This is a genomic window from Rhodoferax lithotrophicus (assembly GCF_019973615.1).
In the GTDB taxonomy this organism is placed as follows: domain Bacteria; phylum Pseudomonadota; class Gammaproteobacteria; order Burkholderiales; family Burkholderiaceae_C; genus Rhodoferax; species Rhodoferax lithotrophicus.
On the sequence record NZ_AP024238.1, the window covers coordinates 1,448,179 to 1,467,008 of the forward strand.

At 60.6% G+C, this 18,830-nt stretch carries 11 protein-coding genes; 7 read left to right on the top strand and 4 right to left on the bottom strand.

What is annotated here, in order from left to right:
- The first annotated feature begins 178 nt into the window (after positions 1 to 178).
- From LDN84_RS06710 to LDN84_RS06725, 4 genes are all read left to right on the top strand, one after another.
- The gene (locus LDN84_RS06710) at positions 179 to 6,151 is read left to right on the top strand and encodes an alpha-2-macroglobulin family protein (RefSeq protein ID WP_435405922.1); all 5,973 of its coding nucleotides are present in this window, start codon (positions 179 to 181) and stop codon (positions 6,149 to 6,151) included.
- On the top strand, positions 6,151 to 8,424 hold the full coding sequence (locus LDN84_RS06715) for a hypothetical protein (protein WP_223910179.1): 2,274 nt from the start codon (positions 6,151 to 6,153) through the stop codon (positions 8,422 to 8,424). The genes LDN84_RS06710 and LDN84_RS06715 overlap by 1 nt, the downstream gene beginning before the upstream one ends.
- 29 nt (positions 8,425 to 8,453) lie before the next feature.
- The gene (gene pbpC, locus LDN84_RS06720; protein WP_435405944.1) at positions 8,454 to 10,685 is read left to right on the top strand and encodes a penicillin-binding protein 1C; all 2,232 of its coding nucleotides are present in this window, start codon (positions 8,454 to 8,456) and stop codon (positions 10,683 to 10,685) included.
- Between the two features lie 234 nt (positions 10,686 to 10,919).
- Complete coding sequence (locus tag LDN84_RS06725) at positions 10,920 to 11,420, top strand: GNAT family N-acetyltransferase (protein WP_223910181.1); 501 nt, start codon at positions 10,920 to 10,922, stop codon at positions 11,418 to 11,420.
- Between the two features lie 310 nt (positions 11,421 to 11,730).
- Here LDN84_RS06725 and LDN84_RS06730 read toward each other — a convergent pair whose 3' ends face one another.
- Positions 11,731 to 13,749, bottom strand: a complete 2,019-nt coding sequence (locus LDN84_RS06730; RefSeq protein ID WP_223910183.1) for an amidohydrolase — start codon at positions 13,747 to 13,749, stop codon at positions 11,731 to 11,733.
- A gap of 204 nt (positions 13,750 to 13,953) precedes the next feature.
- Positions 13,954 to 14,934 carry a helix-turn-helix transcriptional regulator gene (locus tag LDN84_RS06735; protein ID WP_223910186.1) on the bottom strand — a complete coding sequence of 327 codons (981 nt, stop codon included), beginning with the start codon at positions 14,932 to 14,934 and terminating at the stop codon, positions 13,954 to 13,956.
- Positions 14,935 to 15,181: 247 nt separating this feature from the next.
- On the opposite strand from LDN84_RS06735, the gene LDN84_RS06740 reads away from it, so the two are divergent.
- From LDN84_RS06740 to LDN84_RS06750, 3 genes are all read left to right on the top strand, one after another.
- Entirely contained in the window at positions 15,182 to 16,396 is a 1,215-nt protein-coding gene (locus LDN84_RS06740; RefSeq protein ID WP_223910188.1) for a benzoate/H(+) symporter BenE family transporter, read from the top strand.
- 641 nt (positions 16,397 to 17,037) lie between these two features.
- On the top strand, positions 17,038 to 17,454 hold the full coding sequence (locus LDN84_RS06745; RefSeq protein WP_223910192.1) for a hypothetical protein: 417 nt from the start codon (positions 17,038 to 17,040) through the stop codon (positions 17,452 to 17,454).
- Positions 17,455 to 17,571: 117 nt separating this feature from the next.
- Positions 17,572 to 18,063, top strand: coding sequence for a hypothetical protein (locus LDN84_RS06750; protein ID WP_223910195.1), 492 nt, complete (start codon positions 17,572 to 17,574; stop codon positions 18,061 to 18,063).
- A gap of 67 nt (positions 18,064 to 18,130) precedes the next feature.
- Here the strand turns inward: LDN84_RS06750 and crcB are convergent, their stop codons facing one another.
- Positions 18,131 to 18,514 (bottom strand): fluoride efflux transporter CrcB, encoded by a 384-nt coding sequence (gene crcB, locus LDN84_RS06755; protein ID WP_223910198.1) that lies wholly within the window; start codon positions 18,512 to 18,514, stop codon positions 18,131 to 18,133.
- An 18-nt stretch (positions 18,515 to 18,532) separates the two neighbouring features.
- On the bottom strand, positions 18,533 to 18,823 hold the full coding sequence (locus LDN84_RS06760) for a ComEA family DNA-binding protein (RefSeq protein WP_223910201.1): 291 nt from the start codon (positions 18,821 to 18,823) through the stop codon (positions 18,533 to 18,535).
- Between the last annotated feature and the right edge of the window lie 7 nt (positions 18,824 to 18,830).

The following is an 18,830-nucleotide window of genomic DNA, read 5'->3' on the forward strand; positions in this document are numbered from 1 at the left end:
AATACGAAAAAATGTACAGCGCAGGTCAGTTCGACGCAGGGCGATCGCATCAAAATTCCCACTTCCAGGCGATGCAAGAAGACGAGTAGATAAGTGGGCAAATGACGGATCAACTGTGGAAAAAGTGAACCAGTGACATCCAAATCGGCTACCCTCGTCCCTTCAAGGAGGAGCGATTGTGAGCAAAGCCATTCTCAAGACCTGCGCGGCACTGGTACTGACCGTAACCGCCACATCACAGGCATACGCATTCCAGATCGTCGGCATCTCGCCCCAGGGCGAAGTGGCGCAGGTGCGCCAGGTGGTGGCCAAGTTCGACGACAGTGCCGTCAACTTTGGCGACCCCAAGGCCGAGGCGCCGCTGGCCCTGAGTTGCAGCGATGCCCAGGTGACCAAGGGCAGTGGCCGCTGGGTGACCGACCGCAGCTGGGCCTATGAGTTCGAGAATGACCTGCCGCCTGGCGTGTCCTGCACGCTGCAGGCACGCGCTGGCTTCAAGTCGCCCAAGGGGGCGGAGCTGACCGGCACCACCAGCTTCAAGTTCAACACCGGCGGGCCCTTTGTGCAGAGCATCCAGCCCTACCCCGGTGCCCGCATCGACGAAGAGCAGTTCTTCACCCTGCGCCTGAACGGCGCGGCCACCTTGGCCAGCGTGCAGGCCAACGTGTGGTGTGCGGTGGAAGGCCTGGGCGAGCGCGTGCCGGTGCGCCTGATCAACGGTAAAGACCGCACGGCGCTGCTCAAGTCGCAGGGCCTGGAGGCCCTGGCTGCCAAAGAGTCGCTGCGCATCGTCACCCTGGCCTGCAACCGCAGCATGAGCCCCTCTAGCCGGGTACAGATCATTTTTGGCAAGGGCGTGAGCACCCCGCCTTTGGGCAGCAACGTCAGCGGGATTGCTGGCACGGTGGAGAAGCGCTTTGCCTACCAGGTGCGCGAGCCCTTCACCGCCACCTTCTCGTGCGAGCGCGAGAACGCGCAAAGCGCCTGCCTGCCGCTGCGCCCCATGCGCCTGTCCTTCAACGCGCCAGTACCGGCCAAGCTGCTGGACGCCATCCGCCTGGTTTCGCCCAAGGAAACCTTCAAGCCCGCCAAGGACAGTGAGGACAACGCCTCCGAGGACGAAGACCACGTCGTCAACTACGTGCACTTCAAGCCGCTGTTCCCAGAGCAGACCGCCTTCACCCTGGAACTGCCCAAGAGTTTCAAGGATGCCTCCGGGCGCACGCTGCGCAATGCCGACAGCTTTCCGCTCAAGGTGGCCACGGGGGCGATGCCGCCGCTGGCCAAGTTTGCCGCCGCACCCTTTGGCATCGTGGAGCGTTTTGCCGAGCCTGGCGGCGTGGCCCTGCTGCCGGTGACGCTGCGCAGCGTGGAAGGCGCGCCGCCCGCCAAGGGCCAGGTCACCACGCTGCAGCCCACCAGTGATGCCGACATCATCCGCTGGTTTCTGCGGGTGCAACACTACGACAACTTCACCGTCTCGCGCCAGGCCGCAGCACGTGATGTGAAGGGCAAGCTGCCCAAGGTGCTGGGCCGTGACGACGGTGAGGTGCAGTCGCGCATGGTGTCGCTGCTGCAGGGCCAGCCCGGTGCCAAGACGCTGGACCTGCCCCAGGTTGTGGCCGGTGACCCGCGCCCGTTCGAGGTGGTGGGTATTCCGCTGCAGGCGGGTTTCCACGTGGTCGAGATTGCCTCGCAGAAGCTGGGCCAGAGCCTGCTTGATGAGCGCCATGGCGACGGCCGCACCATGCACGTGCGCACCTCGGCGCTGGTGACCAACCTGGGTGTGCACTTCAAGCTGGGCCGCGAGAACGCCGTGGCCTGGGTTACGACCCTGGACAAGGGTGCCCCGGTGGCCAATGCCACGGTGCGCGTGTCGGATTGCCGCGGCAATGAGGTGGGCAGTGCCACCACCAATGCCCAGGGTGTGGCCAGCTTCAAGGACATCTCGCCGCGTGCCCCCACCTGCAACGCCGAAGGGATGTACAACCAGGCCTACTTTGTCAGCGCCCGCGCCCCGCAGCCGGTGGCAGACGGCAAGGGCACGGTGCAGGACATGGCCTTCACTTGGAGCGACTGGAACCGCGGTATCGAGCCATGGCGTTTCAATTTGCCCACCAGCCGCGAACCGCAACCCGATGAGCGCGCCCACACCATCTTCGACCGCACCTTGTTGCGTGCCGGCGAGACGGTGTCCATGAAACACATTCTGCGCAGCGAGACCAGCCGCGGCTTTGACCTGCCCGCCGCCACGCCGGATACGTTGGTGGTCACCCACACGGGTAGTGGCCAGCAGTACACCCAGGCCCTGGCCTGGCGCAAGACCGCCACCGGTGGACTCAGCGCCGAGAGCAGCTTCGCCATTCCCCCGGCGGCCAAGCTCGGTGCCTACCAAGTCGAGTTGCGCGGCGGCACACAGGGCCAGTCCTTCTACACCGGTGAGCTCCGTGTGGAGGAGTTCCGCCTGCCGGTGCTGGAGGGCCGCGTCACGCCCGCCGACAAGAAGCCGCTGGTCAACGCCAAGAGTGTGCCGGTGGATGTGCAGATCAACTACGTGGCCGGTGGCGGTGCCGCCAACCTGCCGGTGCGCGTCTCGGCCTTGGTGCGCGGTAAATACCCGAGCTACCCTGACTTTGCCGAGTTCAGCTTCTCGCCACCGCGCGGCAAGCAGGACAACCGCCCCGATGGTGAAGAAGAAGCCGATGCCTCGGCCGATGCCCGCGTGATCGCCGACAAGCTGGCCCTGACCCTGGACAAGCATGGCGCTGGCAAGGTCACGGTGGACAAGGTGCCCACCGCCCGCGCGCCGCAAGACCTGCTGCTGGAGGCCACTTACTCCGACCCCAATGGCGAGGTGCAGACCATCCGCAGCACGCAGACCCTGTGGCCCGCCGCCGTGGTGGCAGGCCTCAAGACTGAAGGTTGGGTCTCCAGCAGTCAGGCTGTTCGGTTCCAGGCGCTGGCGCTCAACCTGTCAGGCAAGCCGCAGGCTGATGTGGCGCTGGAGGTGAAGGCCACGGCCCGCATCGTCACCACCACCCGCAAGCGCATGGTGGGTGGCTTCTACACCTATGACAACAAGACCACGCTCAAGGAGCTGGGCAGCGTCTGCTCCGGCAAGAGCGATGCACGCGGCCTGCTGCTGTGCGAAACCACCTTGGGCGAACCCGGTGAGGTGGAACTGGTGGTTTCGGCCAAGGACAGTGGCGGCAACATCAGCCAAGCCGCCAGCAGCGTCTATGTCACCAAGCAGGGCGAACTGTGGTTCGGCGGCGAGAACACCGACCGCATCGACCTGCTGCCCGAGAAGAGGAGCTACCAGCCGGGCGAGACCGCGCGCTTCCAGGTGCGTATGCCGTTCCGCTTTGCCACCGCACTGGTGGCGGTGGAGCGTGAAGGCATCATCGACACCCAAGTCGTGCAGCTCAACGGCCGGGACCCCACCGTCAGTCTGAAGATCCAGGACGGCTGGGGCCCCAATGTGTACGTGAGCGTGTTGGCCCTGCGCGGACGCCTGCGCGAGGTGCCGTGGTACAGCTTCTTCACCTGGGGCTACAAGGCCCCGCGTGAGTGGTGGACCGCCTTCTGGTACGAGGGGCGCGAATACGTGGCTCCCACCGCCCTGGTGGACCTGAGCAAACCCGCCTTCCGCCTGGGTGTGGCCGAGATCCGCGTCGGCACCAAGGCGCACCAGCTGGATGTGACGGTGAAGGCCGACAAGGAAAGCTACCCGGTGCGCGGCCAGGCCAAGGTGACCATCAGCGCCAAGCTGCCCAACGGTCAGCCCGCCGCCAATGCCGAAGTGGCCGTCGCCGCCGTGGACCAAGCGCTGCTGGAGCTGATGCCCAACACCAGCTGGAACCTGCTCGACGCCATGTTGCAGCGCCGCGCCTGGGGCGTGGAAACCTCGACGGCGCAGATGGAAATCATCGGCCGACGCCACTACGGGCGCAAGGCCGTTCCGGCTGGCGGCGGTGGCGGCAAGGGCAGCGCACGTGAGCTGCTGGACACCTTGCTGCTGTGGCAACCGGCCGTGAAGCTGGACGCCAACGGCCAGGCCCAGATCACCGTGCCGCTGAACGACGCGCTCACCACCTTCAAGATCGTGGCCGTGGCCGATGCGTCCACCGGCCTGTTTGGCACCGGCAGCACCAGCATCCGCGCCACGCAGGACCTGCAAATCATCAGCGGCCTGCCGCCCCTGGTGCGCGAAGACGACCAGTACCGCGCCCAGCTCACCCTGCGCAACACCACGCAGCAGGCGATGAAGGTGGAAGTGCGCCCACGCGCCACCCTGCTGGAACTCAAGCCGCAAATGATGGACATCCCCGCAGGTGAGGCCCGCGAGGTGGCCTGGATGGTGACGGCACCGGCCCAACTGGCGCAGAGCCGCTTCGAGTCCCTCCTGTGGGAGATCGAGGCCAAGGACACGATCAGCGGCGCGCGCGATGCCCTCAAGGCTAGCCAGCGCATCATCCCCGCCGTGCCGCTCACCGTGCAGCAGGCCACCCTGGTGCAGCTGGACGGGCCGTTCAGCCTGGACGTGAACCCGCCGGCCGATGCGCTGCCGGGCCGCGGTGGCTTGAAGCTATCTCTGCAACCCAAGCTGGCCGAGGGTCTGCCCGGTGTGCGTGACTGGTTTGCCCGCTACCCCTTTGCCTGCCTGGAGCAAAAGACCAGCAAGAGCGTGGGCCTGCGCGACGGCAAGCTGTGGCAGACCGTGGCCGCGCAAATCCCCAGCTACCTGGACAGCGACGGCCTGGCCAACTACTTCCCGCCGCGTGACGGCGAGGCCAACCACGGCAGTGACACGCTGACCGCCTACTTGCTGGCCGCCACGCACGAGGCTGCGGCCATCAACCCGGCCTTTGCCCTGAGCGACGAGGTGCGCGCCCCCATGGAGCGCGGCCTGATCGCCTTTGTGGAGGGTCGTATCCAGCGCGAGTTCTGGAGCCCGCGCAAGGACCTGGACATCCGCAAGCTCGCCGCGCTGGAAGCCCTGTCGCGCTACGGCAAGGCCCAGGGCCGCATGGTCGGCTCCATCACCATCGCGCCCAACCAGTGGCCCACCCATGCGGTGATCGACTGGCTGAACATCTTGAAGCGCGTGCAGGACGTGCCCGAGCGCGACAAGCGCATTCTTGAAGCCAACAACATCCTGCGCAGCCGCATCAGCTACCAGGGCACGAAGATGATCTTCAGCTCCGAGCGCGATGACTACTGGTGGTGGCTGATGCAAAACGGCGATGTCAACACCGCCCGCCTGATCCTGACCGTGCTGGACGACCCGGCATGGAAGGACGACATGGGCCGCCTGGCCAACGGCTTCATCAGCCGCCAGCAGGGCGGTGCCTGGCACACCACCACGGCCAACCTGTGGGGTGGCCTGGCGCTGGAAAAATTCAGCGCCAAGTTTGAGACGGTGCCGGTCTCCGGCAGCACCAAAGCCAGCATGAGCACGGGGGCCGCCCAGGTGGACTGGAGCAAGGTCGAGCGCATCAAAACCACCGATGCCTCCGGTGCCGCCCACCAGACCACCTGGTTCGGCGCGCCAGCATCGCCCGGCAACCTGCGCAACAACAGCATGTTCCTGCCCTGGAGCAAGACAGCCGCCAAGGACACCCTGAGCGTGACCCACCAGGGCCCTGGCAAGCCCTGGCTGACGCTGCAATCGGTGGCCGCCATCCAGCTGAAGGAACCGTTCAACGCTGGCTACCAGATCAAGAAGACCGTCACCCCCGTGGAGCAGGCCAACAAGTCCTTGAGCGCGGGCAGCTACACGCGCGGTGACGTGTTGCGCGTCACCGTGGAGGTGAACGCCAGCGCTGACATGACCTGGGTCGTCATCACCGATCCAGTGCCGGGTGGTGCCACCATTCTGGGCAGCGGCCTGGGCCGTGACAGCGAGATCGCCACCCAGGGCGAAAAGCGCGACGGCTATGGCTGGACGGCTTTTGAGGAACGCAGCTTCGAGTCCTTCCGCAGTTACTACGAGTACCTGCCCAAAGGCGTGGTCAAGATGGAATACACCATCCGCCTGAACAACGTCGGTGACTTCGCCCTGCCGCCCACCCGCGTGGAAGCCATGTATGCACCGGAGATGTTTGGGGAGACACCGAATACACGGATGAAGGTTGAGGCGGTGAAGTAATGGTGGCAAACAAATATTGGCAATCGATTTGTAGAGCGCTAACCATCGGGTTCATAGGTTTTTTCTGCGCCTTGAATGCTTGGGGAGCAGAGGGCAACACAGGCAAGCGAAACTGCGACTTGGGTAGTAACAATCTCTTCATTCCGCACCAATGGCCAGAACAGGACTTGGATCTCTTTGCAGAAGGAAAAATTGGCATCCTCAGTCCCCAATATGACCACTTCTATCTATACATTGCGTACAGAAGCTTAGTTGGCAAGACGTTCCGACAAAGTGAGATCGAGAGCCTTCGTCCATTCGATCCATGTTGGGACGACGAGACACGCGGATATTTTGGCTATGAGTGGCGTAATGCCCCAAAAATGGTCGCAGCCTGGCGGTCATGGGGCTCTGCAAGAAAGCTCATTACGGACACATCATCGAAGTATCAAAAGGCCACAACCGGCCAGCGGTCGGCGCTTGACTACCTGGACTACAACATCCCCAACTGCAACCCAGATGCATTCAGTACCGCAGCATCGACGCTGCAACAGCGCCTTGTGGCATATGGAAATGACATCTGGGTCAAGCAATGGGTAGATGGACAAGATCTAGTTTTTGGTCAGTGCGAAACAAAATCGGATGTCTTCCCTAACGAAGCGCAGAGGCTAGCACCTAGCTGGTTTCAAAAAGACCGCGCCTATCAAATTGCTGCAGCGAAGTTTTATGCGGGTGATTACCAAGATTCTGTCGCTCGATTTGACGCAATTGCCAAGGATACTGAATCCCCTTGGAGCGATATCGCTCCCTACATTGCCGCACGGGCATTACTCCGCCAAGCCAGCGTTGGAAACGTCACTAACGCTGTGACCCAGATTCAGATGTTTGAAGATGCGCAGTCACGCCTCATCGAATTTATAAAACGAGCTTCCGATGTCTCGACTAGGAGAGATGGCGAACGCTTGCTACAACGCATCGGATTAAGAATTGACCCTTACGGAACCCGAAACGCTATCGAGGAGCGTTTGAATTCAGACATCCTTTCAACAAATCTTGGGCAGGACGTAAGAGATTTCGATGCCAGCCTAGCTTATGAGCCTGACGTGTTGGCGACGAATCCTGGATTTGGTGCATGGTTAGGCGCAATTCGTAGAGGAATCACAAATGTCTTGCCACCTGACTTTATCCCACCGATGGATGACGCTTGGTTAGTCGCTCGTCTTCAAAACGCAGATACATCCGATAACAATGTCACCAAACTTCTGCGTGAGGCCGCGCAAATCCCTCGTACAGCACCCGCATATCCAACCGCGCGGTATCACATGATTCGCCTAATTTCAAATCATTCGGAAGCAATGAAGATTGCGAGCGAACTCTTGGCTGATTCAACAATCAATTTGACACAGCAAGATAAGAATCGAATCGCAAAAATAGCACTGCCCCATGCAAAGTCTCCTTTAGAACTCGCCAAGTTGATTCATGTAAAGCCTGTCTCTAGTCAGTTTTCCGATTTCAGTCACAACGAGATCGAAGAGAGTTTGCCTCCTGTAGACCAAGACGGAGCGAAGATACTCAATGAATTAATGCCCTTAGACACTTTGTACAGTGTTCAGCACAATCCTTCTAGCCCACAGTCGCTGCGAAAAGCCCTCTTGGGAGTCGTATGGACCAGAGCATTAGTACTAAAGCGATGGGACATACTCAAGAAATTGGAATTCGACTTGATGCAGGCATTGCCAAAAGCGAGAACGGAAATCCAGCTCATAGCCAGCGCAAATCAGCCTGCTGAGAAATTCGGTCTTGGAGCGGTTTTCTTGGCGAAATTTCCGGGACTGCTCGGCAACATCTCAACCCAAATCTATGGAACCCAGGAGAAAGACATTTCCGAACTTGCGCTGCCGAATATGCATCGGCGGCATCCCGTGGATTGGGATCGAGACAATTGGTGGTGTTCAATTCCAGAGGGGAGGTATTGGTCAAATGATCCCATACCGGCCGCCCCCCAGGCGCATCCGATGCTTTCAGTCAAGGAAGCAAAACAATGGAAGCAAGAGATGAGGACATTGGCCGAGATACCAAACGCAACTGATTATCTGGGCAGTGCTGTATTAGAGTGGGCCACAGCACATCCAAAGGACAACCGATTACCCGAAGCGCTTCGAATGATTGTTCGCTCTGCACGGGGTGGCTGCATTAGCGCCACAACACAGGGCTTGGGAAGGCGCGCTTTCCGCCATCTACATCGGCACTTCCCGCAGAGTGATGCCGCACGAACCACACGCACGCATAGTTGAACTTTCTGCTCAGCGTTGCTCGTTAATTTCTGAGGAAAGTCGCATTGAAGCGTTTTATTGCTCTAATAGTAATAGCTGGATGTGCTTTATCGACAGGGGCTAGCACCCCATTTGACCAAGTACGCTCCAGCCACCAGCCCTCCGACACCCTGATCCTCGACCGACAGGGTGTGGAGCTGCACCGCCTGCGCACCGATGCCAGCGTGCGTCGGGGCCGCTGGGTGGCACTGGGGGACATGTCGGCGGCGTTGCGCATGGCCATCGTGCTGTCGGAGGACCGGCGTTTCTACGAGCACAGCGGGGTCGACTGGCAGGCGGTCACGGCTGCTGCCTGGGCCAATCTGTGGAACAGCCGCACGCGCGGTGCCTCCACCATCACCATGCAGCTGGCAGGATTGCTGGACGACGATTTGAAGCACAGCCATGGCGGGCGTAGTGTGGCGCAGAAGCTGGGGCAGACCTTTTCCGCCCAATGGCTGGAGCGCAGCTGGCGCAAGGATCAGATCCTGGAGGCCTACCTCAACCTGGTGCCGTTTCGCGGCGAACTGGTCGGCATTGACGCGCTGAGCCAGACCCTGTTTGGCAAGGCCCCGCACGGCCTGGATGCACGCGAGGCCGCCGTGGCCGTGGCCCTGGTGCGGGCACCCAATGCGCAGCCGAACCAGGTGGCACAGCGCGCCTGCGTCATCCAGCGCCAGCTGCTGGGCAAGGCCGCCGAATGCGAAGCGCTGGACCTGTTCACCAGCGCCGCCCTGCAGCGCCGTGACTACGCGGCCAGCAACGGCATGGCGCCGCACCTGGCCCAACAGCTGGTGCGTGCGCCGCACGGTGCCAGCATCCGAACCACGCTGCATGCGCCCCTGCAGCGCTTTGCCGTGCAGACCCTGCAGCAGCAGTTGCGCGAGCTGTCCGGCCGCCATGTGGAAGACGGTGCCCTGGTGGTGCTGGACAACGCCAGCGGCGCAGTGCTGGCTTGGGTAGGCTCATCAGGTGAACTCAGCCGCGCGGCGGATGTGGATGGTGTCACCGCCCTGCGCCAGCCCGGCTCCACGCTCAAGCCCTTTCTCTACGCCCAGGCCATCGCCGAGCGGCGGCTGACCGCCGCCTCATTGCTGGACGACACGGGCACGCAAATTCCCACGGCCTCAGGTCTGTACATTCCGCAAAACTACGACCACCAGTTCAAGGGCTGGGTCTCGGTGCGCACCGCACTGGGTGCCTCGCTCAATGTGCCGGCCGTGCGCACCCTGGTGATGGTTTCGCCCGATGCCTTCCACAAGCAGCTGCAACGCCTGGGCCTGCCGTTCAAGGAGAACGGCGACTACTACGGTTACAGCCTGGCGCTGGGCAGCGCCGAGGTCTCGTTGCTGAACCTGACCAACGCCTACCGCGCCCTGGCTAACGGCGGGCGTTATGGCCCCACGCGCACGTTGCCTGGCCCCAGCATGCCGTTGAAAAGTGTGCTGGATCCACGTGCCGCCTTCATCGTGGGCGACATCCTGAGTGACCGCAACGCACGCGCCCGCACCTTCGGCCCCGACAGCGTGCTGGCTACCCGCTTCTGGAGCGCGGTCAAGACCGGCACCAGCAAGGACATGCGCGACAACTGGGCCGTGGGCTGGTCGCAGCGCTACACGGTGGGCGTGTGGGTGGGCAACGCCAGCGGCGCGCCGATGTGGGACGTGAGCGGCACCACCGGTGCCGCCCCCATCTGGGCCACCGTTATGCGCTACCTGCACACCCGCACGCCCAGCCAGTCGCCCAAGCCGCCGACAGGCGTGGTGCAAACCCGGGTGCAATTTGACCCTGCCAGCGATGCCAAGCGCACTTTGCCCCTGGAAGCTGCGCGCAGTGAGTGGTTCCTGGCCGGTACCCAGCAACCGTTGTTTGCTATTCATTCAGAAGCTACCAGCGCATTTTCCACAAGGGCTAGAGGCCAAAATGGCATCAAACCATTGGCCGACGGCACGGCCCACATCACCACCCCGGCACCGGGTACCATCCTGGCGCTGGACCCCGACATCCCGCCCAGCCGCCAGCGTGTGAGCTTCCAGGCCGAGGGCAGCGCCAATCTGCGCTGGGTGCTGGACGGCAAGGCCTTGGCCAAGGGCCATAGCGCCAGCTGGTTGCCTTGGCCCGGCCGGCACCGGGTGCAGATCACCAATGCTCGCGGCCAGGTGCTGGACGAAATCCGGCTGGAGGTGCGCGGTGCCGGGGTGCGCTCGGCAGGCAGCGAGCCCACACCGCGCCACCATGATTGATGGGGCCCAAAGCTGAGCAAACGTGTACGGGTTCGCACAAAAGCCAAGTGATGTCAGGAGACCACTGAACACATGACGATGCTGGAGACAACACCTGAGCGTGTGATGGGCTTACTCTTGCCCGGTATACAAGCCAGTCAGCGTTTTCGCAGGGGTGCACAGGGTTGAGGCGGCTCTCCGTTTAGGATACCGATGGTCAACGCCTCGCTGCCTGCAACACTGAACCCCATTGATATGACCCTGATTACCACCCAAGACCCGCATTTCTCATTACGTTTTGCCACCCCGGATGACGCACAACACGTCGTGGACTTCATGAAAAAGCTCGGCGCTTACCAGAAGATGCTTGAGAAGATCACGGCCACCGAAGCCAGCATACGCAAGCTCCTGACCGAAGGCCGGGGTGAGGCCGTATTTGGCAGCTATGACGGTCAGATCGTGGCGTTCATGTATTTCTGCCAAACCTCGTCGGCCTTTACCGGGCAGCAAGGGCTGTACATCGACGGGTTTCTGGTGGATGACTGCATGCGCGGCAAAGGGCTGGGCACCATCATGATGGCCTTCATGTCCAAGCTGGCGCTGGAGCGTGGTTGTCAGCGGCTGGAATGGGGTTGTCTGGACTGGAACGAACCCACCATCAAGTTTTACCGCGACCTGGGTGCCACCAGCGTGGACATCATGACCATCTACCGCTTCGCCCCGGAGCAGCTGCAGGCCAACGCAGCGCAGTTTTAAGCGCGGGCGAGGGTGTTTCCCGGTGGCGTAGGGCCATTCGCCAAGATGGCTCAGTGGGCCCGCGAACGTATTTCAGTGCCATGCCTGCGTTTAATCTTCCAGCGCCAGCGCTTGCGTAGCCCGCCCAAACGCTTGGTCGCACGTGACCAGGAGCGTCAGTCGCTGGGGGTGCAGTTTATATAAGAAATATGCCTCTAGAGCTTGATCTACTTGCGCAAATAGCTATCGAAATAAAATCGTTTTACCCGAATCGATTGGAGCGCGACATGGACGGCATCGCGGCTGACTCAAAGCCCCTCATGCGCTTGGCTCAAGGGCTCGCTGGGCGGGCCGCCTGGCGTGCCGTCCACAGGTCGCGCAAGGTGTTCAATGAAGGCACGAAAGCAGAGCAGGATCGGTGGCCATCGCTGCGCAGGCTACCTTTCACCACCGAGTGACCGACGGAGGCTGTCGGGCTGAGCATGACGGCACGCGCATTCAGCATTTGCTGGCTCGTCGTCACGGTGCTGCTGAAGTTATTGAGGGCCATCACGGTCTTGCCCCCCACCATGGTCAGTAGCACTTTGTTGCGCCCTAACGCTTCCTCGGGAACGGTCATGAAATTCTGCTCCAGCACGATCATGTCGGCGAACTTGCCGACTTCGATGGAGCCAATGAACGTTTCCAGGCGCAGTTGATAGGCCGCATTCATGGTGATGGAGCGCAGCACGTCAGCGCGGGACAGCCCTGGATCGTTGTTGATTTTTCCTTCAAAAATCGGTGCAAGGCTGGCCGCGCTGTGTGGATTGGTCGGGTCGCCGGAGCGCGTCACGCCGACCTTCAGTGCCAAAAAGGTATCGAATGGATCAATCGGCCAGTCGCTGCCGGACACCACGCGGGCACCTGCGTTGTGCAGGCTACCAAAGGGCTCCATGCGTGCGAAACGGTCTGGGCCGAGGTGATTTTCGGTTTCACCAATCGAGTACGAGGCACGTTGCGCCCACTGGTAGGACATGGTGGCGGACACATTCAGTGCGGCAAAGCGTGGATAGTCGGCCTGTGCCACGGTTTCATCGTGGGCAATGGCGGGTCGGAAGTCTGCTTTGGGGCGTTGCAAGCGCACGTTTTCATAGGCATCCAGGGCTTGACGGACCGCACGGTCACCGGTGGCGTGGGCGTGAAAGTCCAGGCCGGCATCTGCTGCCGCCAGCATCAACGGCTTGAGCACCTCAGGCGGGTAATAGACCGAGCCGCTGTTGCTGCCAGGCTGCCAGTTCGGGGCCGCATCGGTGCCGGTATTGGTGAAATACGGAGTCAGCAGCGCGCCGGTGTCGGCGGGGGCGTTGACCACACCGTCCATGAAGACTTTGACGATGCGGGTGTTCAGACCAGGTGCGGCCACGGGGGTGCCTTGGTCCATGCTGTTGGCCAGTGTTTTGGCGGCAGCAATCGTGTCTGTTGGGCTGACGGCGGCCATCTCCGGCACCAGCGCCAGGGCGAAATTGGCCCGAGCTGTTAATTCTCCAGACTGTTGCAAGGCCTTGAAGGTCTTGCCATGCACGTCGGAGGAGGCTGCATCCATGAACGTTGTGATGCCTTGTTCACGCATGGCCGCCAGTGCGGCACGGCCTTGTTTAAGCAGGTCGGCATCGGTGTCGGGTGGAATCGCGGCCTTGACCTGCCAACTGGCGGCATCCTCGCAGATGCCGGTAGGCACGCCCTTGGCATCGCGCAGGAACTTGCCGCCAGTCGGGTCAGGTGTGGCGGCGGTGACACCGGCCAGACTCAAGGCACGGGAGTTGGCCAGCACGCCGTGAAAGTCTGACGAGGTGACCACAATGGGCCGCTGCGTGGTCAAGCTGTCGAGCACAGCCTTGGTGGGGTCGCCGTCGATGGACGACGTGGCCTGCCGGTCCCAGTTGACAACTTCAAGCCAGGTGTCGGGCTCTTTGTCTGCCGTGGCGTTCAGACAGGTCTGTATGTGAGTGGCGAGCTGGGCATGGGACAAGGGGGCGTAAGCCAGGTCGCACATCAGCAAGGCGCGCCCGCCTGACAGTGCGTGCAGGTGAGCATCGACGAATCCGGGCATCAGCATGCGCTCGCCGAGGTCAATCACTTTGGTGTTGGCTCCCACCCAGTTGTCCGCACCTGAATTGGTGCCGACATAAACAATCTTGCCGTCACGTACCGCAACGGCTTGCTGGACTGAGTTGTTGGCATCCATGGTCATCACCTGCGCATTGCGCAGCACGGTATCGGCAGGGTCTTCTTTTGAACCCCCGCAACTGGCCACCAGCAGTGCGAATGCCAGGGTGGCGGTGGCAGTCCAGGCAATTTTTTTCCAAACCATCAGGTTTCTCCTTGTCCATGAAATTGAAGGATTCAGGTTCGCCTGTCGAGCTTGGGAATATGGAGTCGCCACCACCGGCTTTCGCAAGGACGGTGTGTGTCGGATGTGCAGTGAATACGCCCATAGTCCGACAGGCTGCTGAGCTCAGATGGACTGTAGTGGCGGCATGCCGGTTTGAACCTCCTCAAATGCAGAGGGGCAGGGTTAACGCTGAGTGGCGGGCATTTGCAGCGCAACCCCCAGCTCAATCTTGTTGCGCACACCGAGTTGCAAATACGCATTGCGCAGATAAGTGCGCACGGTGGCTGGGCTGAGTGTCAGCAGGCGTGCAATTTCCTTGTAGGAGTGGCCACGGGAGTAGAGCATGGCCACCGAGCGTTCCCGGGGTGTCAACACATCGCGCCCACTGACGCCGTCGAGGGAGAGCACCACCAGCTCACCACAGGGCTGGAGGGTGAGCCCTCGTCCAGCAACAGAGATTGCACTGGGGATCTGGCGCAAAGCAGGTACCAGTTCGGGTGGCAGTCTGGAGCCGACCCAGTTCGGGTACGCCTTGTGGATGGCTACCCCCAGGCGTTTGTCCAGATAGAACAAGTCGCCGTAGGCATCGGCCAGACCAAATCCGTCGGGGCTGGGTACGGTGGTGTGTTGCAGGAATTCCCGCACGCGACCGCGCCAGTGGTGCTGCAGGTGCGCGACAAATTCAGCAAACAAGGCACTTTCGTTGTCACTGAATGCGGGGGATGTTTCGCTGCGGTACAAAGACACGAAGAACAAGAACCCGTTACCCGACAGTTCTGTGGTCAGCGCCATCACATGGTAGAGGTCGTGCAGTCGTGAGAAGGCGCTCACTTCAGGCCACGGGTCGTCATGGCCGCTCATTCGCACGACGGTGTCAAGCTGACGCATGGAGTCGCGGGCGAATTCGTCGCGCTCGGCCAGGTGGTTCCATTCCTGCGCAAAGGAGGCGCTCAGGTTGATGTGGCCATGCATCCAGTTTCTGGGCGGCAGGTTCGCCAAGCCAGCAGAACATTGACCCCACCAGGCCGCGCGAAACGGCACGATCAAGCGCAACGAGTGCAAGGCATCACGGAGCAGGCGCTCGGGGTTGACTTCGCGTGATGCGCTGGTCATGGACATCAGGCATTGGCTGAAATGGCGCAGGGTGGCGAGATCGAATGTCACGGTTTTAGGCGGTGTGGGTGGTGAGCTCTGCCCACTATAACTGGGGGTTGTTTGGGATGGTGCGGCCCCAAACTCGCCATGGGACGTACCTTGGCAGCGTGGCAGGAAGCAAACCCGTGTACAGGCCACGGACACGAAAGGCAGGGGCAGATTACCCCAGGATGCACTGTCACAATATCTGCTCTTCCCTCGCCAGAGGCGCAGCGTCTGACACCATCCTGGTGCTGGCCAAACAACAAAACTCGGTATGCAATTTTTCAAAGACCTTTCCCCCTCAGCCTTCACCGCCGGATTTGTTGCGGTACTGGTGGGTTTCACCAGTTCGGTGGCCATCGTGTTTCAGGCCGCCCTGGCCTTTGGGGCCACGCCTGAGCAGATCACCTCATGGATGTGGGCGCTCGGGCTGGGCATGGGTCTGTGCACCCTGGTGCCTTCGCTGGTGTTGCGCAAACCCGTGATGGTGGCCTGGAGCACGCCGGGTGCTGCCGTGTTGGCCACGGCCGGTGTAGCCGGCGGGTTTTCCATGGCGGAGGCGGTGGGCGCTTTTATGGTCTGCGCGGTGTTGATCACGCTGTGTGGCGTAACCGGCTGGTTTGAGCGGGTCATGAACCGTCTGCCCATGGCCATCGCCTCCGGCTTGCTGGCCGGGGTGTTGGCGCGTTTTGGCATGCAGGCGTTTACCGCCGCACAAACCAATTTGCCGCTGGTGCTGCTGATGCTGGCCAGCTACCTGGTGGGCAAACGCTGGCTGGCGCGTTATGCGGTGCCGATGACCTTGTTGATTGCTATTTTTTACGTAGCTTTTGGCGCAGGTTTTACGGGCTCTGGCGTTCAATTTGGCTTGGCAATGCCGGTGTTCACCATGCCACAGTTCAGCGTGGCGGCCACGGTCAGTCTGGCGCTGCCGCTGTTTGTGGTGACGATGGCTTCACAAAACCTGCCCGGTGTGGCGGCTATTGTGGCGGCGGGCTACAGCCACAGCGCGGCCAAGCCGGGCATACCGGTGTCAGGCATGATCACGCTCACCGGGGTGGCCACCTTGCTGCTGGCCCCGTTTGGTGCATTTGCCTTGAACTTCAGCGCCATCACGGCGGCCATCTGCATGGGGCATGAAGCCCACCCGGACCCGGACCGCCGCTATACCGCCGCGGTCTCCTGTGGCGTGTTGTACGTGCTGATCGGTATCTTTGGCACCGCCATCACCGGGGCGTTGACCGCCTTCCCCAAAGAGCTGATTGCTGCCATTGCCGGGTTGGCCTTGCTGGGCACCATTGGCGCGGCGCTCAGTACCGCTTTGCGTGATGACTTTCACCGTGAGGCGGCGTTGATCACCTTTCTGGTGACCTTGAGCGGCGTGGTGATTGCCGGGGTTGGTTCCGCGTTCTGGGGCGTGATTGCCGGAGCGCTGGCGCTGTTGGTGCAACGCATCGGCAAATCACACTTTGACCTGCCGACCCGATAAGCTTGGCGTGTGGCCCTGCATGACAGGGTTTGACCGGCTCATGCAGCGTGGCGGGCTAGGAAATATAGGGAAATAGGCCTCTATCCCTTTATTTATAAGCGTAAGCAGCTATCAAAATAATAATTTTCAGCGTGACACAGCCTGAGCTGCATGGCTGCTCATCAATGGTGTTGTGGCGTTCACCTCAACCCCGTGTTAGCCCAGTCGAAAACGGTTCGCAACCTGCGCATGTGAGCGCACGATGGAAGAGAGATTCTGTCAATATGATCACCGTTGGTTGCGTGAACTGCTACTTTATTCATAGTGCTTGGCGCCATAGGGATAAGCGCAAGAGGCCAATTTAATTCGTATTTCAAGTGGAACGTGTCCCGACACCCGCCAAGGGCGTGGAAGAGGGGCCAATTCCCCCGAATGGGGGATACCGGCGATACCTGGCAGCAAAGATAATGAACGCCAACAAAACTCGGGCATGGGTGCGGATGATGCCGGGTTGGTTGCTATATTTATGCAAGCAATGTATTCAAAGGAGATCTGTGTGAGAGGTGTTTTTTGGGATTTATCTTGCCAGATTCATTCGCAGGTTTTGCGGGATGCATTAAGTTAACTTGCAGCTGCGCTGCTACAACCCATACCTCAGTCTTATGTGCGTCGTAATTCTTGCGTTGTCGCATACCGGAGTAGCGGCAAAGGGGTTCTCGGGCGAATGGGAAATCGACCTGCGGACACCACAGGAGAAGAAACAACGCCTTGAGTGCGGAACGGCCAGTTTCAAGCTTTTGCAGCGCGGTGAGAAGATCAGTGGCGAGCACTCGATGACCACCGTTGGCTGTGGCCGCCTCAACGAGGGCGGAGACGGCACCGTTAGTGGCGTGGCGCGCGGCAACACTGCGGTCCTCACAGTCACGAGCGGGCGAAATGGGCAGATCGTGCGCGGTACGGCCAAACTCGAAGGCCGCACGCTTCATTGGCGAACCCTGAAGGAACTCAAGCCTGGTGAACCGGAAGGCGATTCTGGGCTTATTCTTGGAAGCGGCGTGTTGAAAAGTGTGGCGAAATGAGTGCCATGATGCAAGTTAACAAGTCAATCGACGCGGACTCACAACAGCAGAAGGCGGCTTCGCTGCTTGTGTTGGTAGTCCGGTCATCTTCACGTTTTATTCCCAGGGAGAAAATAATTGAAAAATCTAATCGCACTTCTTATTGCAACCTGTCTATTCGGTTGTGCGACGTACAAGCCAATTCCAGATGGATACACAGGACCACAAGCAACGGTAACAGACAGTGGTCATTCCGAAGATGGAACGAAGGCTCAGCTATTCGCTCTTACGAGCATTGATGGCAATCAAATCATGGATAGCTTCTGGGAAAGCGCTATTGCAAGCCAAGGCCACGGTTTTGCATTAACGGTTGTAATCTCAGATCGCCAAGTGCCAGCAGCACCAATGAAAGCCACTTTAAAGGGCAGCCATACAACCGCTGCACCAATTCATGCTATCGCCAGCAAAATGGCGGGAACGTTTTACTCTGTTGAAGGAAACGTGGATTTTTCGCCTAAACCAAATGGCAAGTACATTGTTAAGGGTGAGCTGAACAAAGTCGGTTCAGCGGTCTGGATTGAAGATGCCGAAACTGGGCAACCAGCTACAGAAAAGATCGTTGGGAAATGAGGCGACTTAACAATCCGGTCCAACAGCATTGGCTTTGCGCCGAGAGACACACGCTTTGAACGCGGAATCAGGTGTTCGCTGTCAAGAAAAATGTGGCTGTTTTGATGCCCGCAAGTGTGAGAAGTAGCGAACCGAACAGGTGCATTGCGGCGGTGGAGAACCCCAACAGATAACGCTGCTGGCCCAGCATGCCGACCACTTCGGCTGAGAAGCTGGAAAACGTGGTAAGCCCTCCCATAAAACCTGTGATGATGGCCAGACGCCAGGCAGGGTCAAGGTGTGGCAGAGCCTGAAATACAGCCACGGCCACACCCACCAGATAACCGCCCAGCAGGTTGGCCGCCAGTGTGCCCATGGGAATGACCGCGCCTGGGTTGAGCCACAGGCCCAATTGCCAGCGCAGCAGGGCTCCGAGAGAGGAGCCGATACAAATGGCGATCACCGACAACATGGTGCTGCCGCTTGGGGTTCAGGGCTTGTTGCCACGGGCGGCGGGTTGGTACGCAGCACCATTGACGGTGATCCCTTCCTTGGAGAAGTCGGCCGATTTTTTCTTGCCGATGCCTTTGACGCGGGTGATCAGGTCGTTCCAGTCCATGAATGCGGCTTTTTTGCGTTCGTCCAGAATTTTGCTGGACGTACCTGGGCCAATGCCTTTGATGCTGTCGAGTTCGGCCTCGGATGCGCTGTTGATCTCCAGCGCCGACACGCTGGCCACAGCGCACAGCAGGCTGATCAGAGTGAGGAATTTTTTCAACATACCAAGC